The 6,384-nt window shown below is 66.2% G+C and carries 7 protein-coding genes and 1 pseudogene; 5 read left to right on the top strand and 3 right to left on the bottom strand.

The features are described 5' to 3' along the window. The 3 genes and pseudogenes from JOY90_RS28985 to JOY90_RS28975 all read left to right on the top strand — a co-directional run. Window positions 1-190, top strand: a pseudogene (locus JOY90_RS28985) (hypothetical protein); the annotation flags it as partial. 256 nt (window positions 191-446) lie between these two features. Beyond that, window positions 447-1,397 (top strand): TIM44-like domain-containing protein, encoded by a 951-nt coding sequence (locus JOY90_RS28980; protein WP_291694517.1) that lies wholly within the window; start codon window positions 447-449, stop codon window positions 1,395-1,397. 125 nt (window positions 1,398-1,522) lie between these two features. After that, window positions 1,523-2,194 carry a lectin gene (locus tag JOY90_RS28975; RefSeq protein WP_291694516.1) on the top strand — a complete coding sequence of 224 codons (672 nt, stop codon included), beginning with the start codon at window positions 1,523-1,525 and terminating at the stop codon, window positions 2,192-2,194. A gap of 205 nt (window positions 2,195-2,399) precedes the next feature. Here JOY90_RS28975 and JOY90_RS28970 read toward each other — a convergent pair whose 3' ends face one another. Beyond that, window positions 2,400-3,200: a GNAT family N-acetyltransferase gene (locus JOY90_RS28970; RefSeq protein WP_291694515.1), complete on the bottom strand. Its 801-nt coding sequence runs from the start codon at window positions 3,198-3,200 to the stop codon at window positions 2,400-2,402. A gap of 107 nt (window positions 3,201-3,307) precedes the next feature. Between JOY90_RS28970 and JOY90_RS28965 the strand changes: the two genes are divergently transcribed. Continuing rightward, window positions 3,308-4,012, top strand: coding sequence for a glutathione S-transferase (locus tag JOY90_RS28965; RefSeq protein ID WP_291694514.1), 705 nt, complete (start codon window positions 3,308-3,310; stop codon window positions 4,010-4,012). Window positions 4,013-4,221: 209 nt separating this feature from the next. Here JOY90_RS28965 and JOY90_RS28960 read toward each other — a convergent pair whose 3' ends face one another. Together JOY90_RS28960 and JOY90_RS28955 are read right to left on the bottom strand one after the other, a co-directional pair. Then, on the bottom strand, window positions 4,222-4,398 hold the full coding sequence (locus tag JOY90_RS28960) for a hypothetical protein (RefSeq protein WP_291694513.1): 177 nt from the start codon (window positions 4,396-4,398) through the stop codon (window positions 4,222-4,224). Between the two features lie 135 nt (window positions 4,399-4,533). After that, window positions 4,534-4,965 (bottom strand): hypothetical protein, encoded by a 432-nt coding sequence (locus tag JOY90_RS28955; protein ID WP_291694518.1) that lies wholly within the window; start codon window positions 4,963-4,965, stop codon window positions 4,534-4,536. Window positions 4,966-5,298: 333 nt separating this feature from the next. Between JOY90_RS28955 and JOY90_RS28950 the strand changes: the two genes are divergently transcribed. Continuing rightward, window positions 5,299-6,384, top strand: a 1,086-nt coding sequence (locus tag JOY90_RS28950; protein WP_291694512.1) for a fumarate hydratase, incomplete at its 3' end; no start/stop codon positions are given.

The following is a 6,384-nucleotide window of genomic DNA, read 5'->3' as shown; positions in this document are numbered from 1 at the left end:
CAAGATGCCGCTCGTCGCGCAGCATCATCGCGTCCACCGCATCCCGCCCCCCACGTCCGTGACGATCGCGAAGCGCCCCTCCGATGGAGGCGGGATGCGCCTAATAACCATTAATTCGGAAAAATGGAAAGAGAAATATTTTTGCATCGAGGACTGGACAGTGCCAACCGCCTTGAGTCCGCTTGGCTAATCGCGATTTTCGCTTGAGGAGAGTTCGGGGCGGTGGGACGGTTCGTAGGCCGCATCTGGACTCACTCGCTCGCTTTGGCCCGTCAGGCGAATCGAAGCGGGAGCCGGCAGGCGGTCATGCGAAGGCCGAGGGGTCCGGAACTCTACGGTCCCGCGACCGTGCGCCGCAGCCCGGCCGCCGTCCGACGGCTTCACAATCGCCCTCAATTGCCCATGTTAAAGGCATTCCCCAACCAGGGGTTTTTAGGGATCGTCCCATGACATTCGCATCCAACCTGCGTGCAGTGGTAAAGGCGCTTGCTGTCGTGCTGGCCTTGGCCGTGCCGGCAGCGCTGACCATCTCCGCGGCTGACGCCAGGGTCGGCGGCGGCTACAGCTCGGGCTCGCGTGGGGCGCGCACCTTCTCCGCGCCGCCCTCGACCTCCACGGCGCCGGGCACCGCCCAGCCGTTCAACCGCACCATCACCCAGCCGTCCACGAGCCCCGGCTACAGCCCGGGCCTGGGTGGCGGCTTCTTCAACCGGCCGGGCCGCGGCCTGCTCGGCGGCCTGGCCGCGGGTTTCCTCGGCGCCGGCCTGTTCGGCCTGCTGTTCGGCGGCGGCCTGTTCTCCGGCATCGGCGGCTTCTCGTCGATCCTCGGCCTGCTGCTGCAGATCGTGCTCATCGTGTTCCTGGCCCGGATGGCGATGTCGTGGTGGCAGCGCCGCCAGATGGGGCCGGCCTATGCCGGTTCCGGCCTCGGCCAGGGGCCGTCGCAGGGCAGCCCGATGGGCCTTGGCGGGTTCGGGTTCGGCTCGTCCAGCGCGCCACCGGAAATCCAGCCGGCCGACTATGAAACGTTCGAGCGGCTGCTGATCGAACTCCAGGACGCCTATTCGAACGAGGATGTCGCGCGGCTCGGCCGGGTGGCCACGCCGGAAATGGTGTCCTATTTCGTCCGCGATCTCGACGCCAACCGTGCCCGCAACCAGGTCAACAAGGTCGCCGACACGAAGCTGTTGCAGGGCGACCTCTCCGAGGCCTGGCGTGAGGGCGACAACGAGTACGCCAGTGTCGCGATGCGGTACTCGCTGATCGACCGGATGCTGGATCGTTCCAGCGGGCAGGTCGTCAGCGGCGGCCAGCCGGAGCAGGTCACCGAGGTCTGGACCTTCATGCGCCCGCGCGGCGGCAACTGGATACTGTCGGCGATCCAGCAGACCAACTGATCGATATGGAATGACGGAAGCCGCCGCGGTCGATGCCGCGGCGCTTTTTCATGCGCGGTCGCGCGCCGGAATATCCAATGCTCCCCCGTGTTGTTGATCAACCAGCAACATATCGGGAGGAAGTCATGACCGTTCTCGCAAGGCTCGTGCTGCCGGCCGTGGTCCTCGCCGCTCTCGCGGCGGGCCCGGCGCAGGCGCAATCGGCCGACACCAGCTTCTTCGTCACCAGCGCCGGCATCGGCAATGGCGGCAATCTCGGCGGGCTCGCCGGCGCCGACAATCAATGCCAGACGCTGGCGCAGGCGGCCGGCGCCGGCGCCAAGACCTGGCACGCTTATCTGTCGACCCAGGCCGCCGATGGCAAGCCGGCCGTCAATGCCCGTGACCGCATCGGCAAGGGCCCGTGGCAGAACGCCAAGGGCGTCGTGGTCGCCAAGGACGTCGCCGACCTGCACAGCGCCGGCAACAACCTCACGAAGCAGACCGCGTTGTCGGAGAAAGGCGACGTCATCAACGGCCGCGGCGACACGCCGAACCGTCATGACGCGCTGACGGGATCGCAGGCGGACGGCACCGCGTTCGCAGGCGGCGACGACCGCACCTGCAAGAACTGGACGAGCAGCACGCAAGGCGCGGCGATGCTCGGCCATATCGACCGCCAGGGTCTGCGCGACGACGACGCCTCGCATTCCTGGAACACGTCGCACCCCTCGCGCGGCCAGGAGGGCGGCTGCTCGCAGGCCGATTTCAGGAGCACCGGCGGCGATGGGTTGTTCTATTGCTTCGCGGTGAATTGATTGATGCAGAAGTAGGGTGGACTAAGACGCGTCCGCGACGATGCCACGCATCGTCGCGGAGCGTCGTGCCCACCATGTCTCGACCGCATCGTCGCAAAGGGTGGGCACGCTTCTGCCTTTGCTGGGCGTGCTTTCGTGCAAGTTGCCCGCTTTGCCCACCCTACAGATCTCGCTGCTTCGCACCGCCCCGGAATGACAGCGTTTGTCAGTTCGCCGCGCGCAGATCCTTCATCCAGCTTCGCGCCAGCGCGACGGGGCGAAAGCCCAGTCGCGCGTAGAGATGCTTCGGCGGCTCGGTCGCGAGTGCGCCGAGGAAGATGGTGTCACAGCCGAGCGCATGCAGGCGGTCGGCGAACGCCGCGATCATCGCACTGGCGATGCCGCGGCGCCGCGCCGCCTGCAGCGTGAACAGGTCCTCGATCATGCCGGCGCCGTTGGGCGCGGCGGCGAAGGCGCCATAGGCGACTGGCCGGCCATCGAGCATCACCAGATGGAAGTGATAGGCGTGGCTCTTGGCCCGATAGGCGGTCACGACCTGCGCGCTGAACCCGGCCGACAATTCGAGATCGGCGGTGCGCCGCCCCTCGACATGGTCGGCACGGACCAGCGCGAGCAGCGCGCGCCAATCGTCCTCCTCCGTGACCGGGCGCAGCTCGACTGCGGTGCCGCGCTCGCGGACCTCTCCTTCGAGCACCATCTGGATCGTCACCGGGCGCTCGGCAAAGCCGTCGAGCGCCAGCCGCGCCAGGAAGGCATCGGGGGTGAAGCCGTCGGTATGAATGACGCGCCAGTGCGAATGCGCCAGATGCCGGTCAATGGCCGCGAGCACGGCGTCGGTCTCGGCGTCGGTTGCCGCCGTGACGTCGTCGGCGTGGTTGCAATCCCAGACGTCCGGGCGCGCCAGGTCGGCAACGATATGGCAATGCGGCGCGATAATCACCTTGTTGCCGAGGCGGCGCTGCCAGCGATAGGCCTCGGCGATGAGGCGGGCGGTCTCGGTCGACATGAACCCCCGGTCGGCGGCGTGTTGGTCTTTGCAGCGGCGTTGGCTACGATAAAGCCAAACATCACCGCGCTCTGCAACCGCTGCGGCTCTCCTGAAAGGATTCTCCGATGCGCTATGAGCTCTATTACTGGCCCACCATCCAGGGGCGCGGCGAATATGTCCGCCTCGCGCTGGAGGACGCCGGCGCGACATATGATGACGTCGCACGCGGCAGCGGCGGCACCGGCGCCATGATGCAGATGATGGGGCAGGGACCGACGCCGGCTTTCGCGCCGCCGTTCCTGAAGGCAGGCAAGCTCGTCATCGCGCAGGTCGCCAACATCCTGCTCTTTCTCGGATCGCGCCATGGGCTCGCGCCGAAGACCGAGGCCGGGAAATTGTGGGTGCACCAGTTGCAGCTCACGATCACCGACCTGGTCGCCGAGATTCACGACACCCATCATCCGCTGGGGCCGTCGCTGTACTACGAGGACCAGCGCGCGCCGGCCAAGAAACGCTCCGAGGAGTTCTGGAACGAACGGGTGCCGAAATATCTCGGCTATTTCGAGGGCCTGCTCGGCGCCAATGGCGGCAGCTACGTCACCGGCCGCAGGATCACCTATGTCGACCTCTCGCTGTTCCAGATCGTCGACGGGCTGTGCTATGCCTTCCCGAACCGGATGAAGGCGTTCGAGCGCAAGATACCCGGGCTCGGCGCCCTGCACGACCGCATCGCGGCGCGGCCCAGGATCAAGGCCTATCTCGACAGCGACCGCCGCATTGCCTTCAACGAGGACGGCATCTTCCGCCGCTACAAGGCTCTGGATGAATGAGCCCCGCCGACGCTCGTTCCGCGACCACCAGACGCACTTGACAGATATATAAGTATTTGCGCTCACGCGCGTGGCGGAAGGGACCGGCCTCCGCATGGAGCATGACGGTTTCGTCTTCCCGAGCAACCAGCTCGCCTATGACGCCATGGCCCCCGGCTGGGCAAGATCATCGACGGCATCGCCCGCGTGATGGCGGAGGCCTGTAGAGATCACACGTACTGATCGACCCGCGTGCCCTGGCCCGGCGGCAGCGGCGGCGGTGGCGTCGGCTGATGGGTGCTGGTGTCGTTGACCGGGTTGATGTCGTTTTTCACCTGCGGCGGATTGGGCGTGGTGCTGCCGACCGGCGCGGTCGGCACGGCGGTGGAGATGCTGGAAATAGCCATGGCAGGACCCTCGACGTCTGTGTGAGGCGAGGGTGCGCACGGGCAGGCGAATGTGGTCTGAATCGAATCGCTAAAATGCGAACCATCGCGGGCCGCGGTTCCGAATGGTGAACGGAGCGCTCACGGCCGCACCGATTACTGGTCGGTGCCGCGCGAGATCGTGATCGTGGATTCGGTCTTGTTGCGGGTGCAGCGCATGTCGAGGCGGCGGTAGCGCGAGCTGGCATCGGCGCGGAACAGGTTGAGCTTGCCCATGCAGCGCTTCACGCCCGTCAGCATGCTGTCCTTGGGCAGGGTGAAGATGATCGCCGCGGCGCCCGCCACGAGGTCGAGATAGGCCGGCTTCGGCTTGCGGTCGGTCCTCGCGTAGAGCTGGTTCGCGTAGTTCTTGGCGGCGCAGCCGAGCGTGAGCGCTTTCGCCTGCGGATGCGACAGGTAGACCACGCCGGCCGCGGTCTTGCCGATGGAGAGCCCGTCGATGCCGTTCTTGAGCTGGTTTGCGATGTCGTCGCAGCGATCGGCGCGCGCCGGCGTGGCGGCGAGAGCCGCAAGCAGGCCGAGCGCCATGGCCGTCACGATCGATCGGCGAAACGATGACGATGTCATGGCAACATACCCCCGCGCCATCGAAGAGCTGGCGCGGGGTTCATGCAGGGCTTGTTGGGCGACGTCAATACCGCATGTCGCAGCTTCGGTCAGGCGCCGCGCGGGAGGCGGCTAACAGGTGCACTTCCCGTCATGATTCTTGGACACCGCGGCGGGCTGGGGTTCGCAGTCGTAAGTTGCCATTGCGATGCTCCGCTGCCGCCGCGCCGGACGCGTATTGCGCAGGTCCGACATGGTAGTCTATCAGGCCTGTCAAGCCTGCCGTTTCCGGCGCCGCAAACCCAGGGTTAACCCATGAACGCCCCCTCCGCCTTTCCCGACCCGCAAAAGCCCGTTCCGCCCTACAAGCACACGCCGCTGTTTCCGCTCGGCAAGGACGAGACGCCCTACAAAAAGATCACGGGCGAGGGCGTGCGGGTCGAGAAGGTGCTCGGCCGCGACATGCTGGTGGTGTCGCGCGAGGCGCTGCGGGCGTTGTCGGAGGCGGCGTTCGGCGAGATCAACCATTACCTGCGGCCGGGGCATCTGAAGCAGCTTCGCGCCATCCTCGACGACGGCGAGGCGAGCTCGAACGACAAGTTCGTCGCGCTGGACTTTCTGAAGAACGCCAACATCGCCGCCGGCGGGGTGCTGCCGATGTGCCAGGATACCGGCACCGCCATCATCATGGGCAAGAAGGGCTGCCACGTCATCACCGACGGCGACGACGAGGCGGCGCTCTCCGAAGGCGCGCGCGATGCCTATCTGCGCCGCAACCTGCGCTATTCGCAGGTGGCGCCGCTGTCGATGTACGAGGAGAAGAACACCGCCAACAACATGCCGGCGCAGTGCGAGATCTATGCCGAAGGCGGCTCTTCGGAAATAGACTCGGCCTATAAGTTCATGTTCATGGCCAAGGGCGGCGGTTCCGCCAACAAGAGCTTCCTGTTCCAGGCGACGCCGTCGGTGCTCACCAAGGATCGCCTGCTGGCCTTTTTGAAGGAGAAGGTGCTGACCCTCGGCACCGCGGCGTGCCCGCCCTATCATCTCGCGATCGTCATCGGCGGCACCTCGGCCGAGCTCTGCATGAAGACGGTGAAGCTCGCCTCTGCGCGCTATCTCGACGCGCTGCCGACCCATGGCTCGGCCGACGGCAACGCCTTCCGCGACGTCGAGATGGAGCAGGAAATCCACAAGGTGACGCAATCACTCGGCGTCGGTGCGCAGTTCGGCGGCAAATATTTCTGCCACGACGTGCGTGTGATCCGGATGCCGCGGCACGGCGCCTCGCTGCCGATCGGGCTCGGCGTATCCTGCTCGGCCGACCGCCAGGTGCTCGGCAAGATCACCAAAGACGGCGTCTATCTCGAAGAGCTCGAGCATAACCCGGCGCAATATCTC

This window comes from Bradyrhizobium sp. (genome assembly GCF_019242285.1).
Lineage (GTDB): Bacteria > Pseudomonadota > Alphaproteobacteria > Rhizobiales > Xanthobacteraceae > Bradyrhizobium.
Note: the sequence above shows the minus strand (reverse complement) of the source record. Positions and strands in the feature narration are given on the sequence as shown.

Bases quoted from the DNA above. Each gene is read 5' to 3' on its own strand.
- JOY90_RS28980 (WP_291694517.1), top strand. From the start codon at position 447: ATGACATTCGCATCCAACCTGCGTGCAGTGGTAAAGGCGCTTGCTGTC.
- JOY90_RS28975 (WP_291694516.1), top strand. From the start codon at position 1,523: ATGACCGTTCTCGCAAGGCTCGTGCTGCCGGCCGTGGTCCTCGCCGCT.
- JOY90_RS28970 (WP_291694515.1), bottom strand. From the start codon at position 3,200: ATGTCGACCGAGACCGCCCGCCTCATCGCCGAGGCCTATCGCTGGCAG.
- JOY90_RS28965 (WP_291694514.1), top strand. From the start codon at position 3,308: ATGCGCTATGAGCTCTATTACTGGCCCACCATCCAGGGGCGCGGCGAA.
- JOY90_RS28960 (WP_291694513.1), bottom strand. From the start codon at position 4,398: ATGGCTATTTCCAGCATCTCCACCGCCGTGCCGACCGCGCCGGTCGGC.
- JOY90_RS28955 (WP_291694518.1), bottom strand. From the start codon at position 4,965: ATGGCGCTCGGCCTGCTTGCGGCTCTCGCCGCCACGCCGGCGCGCGCC.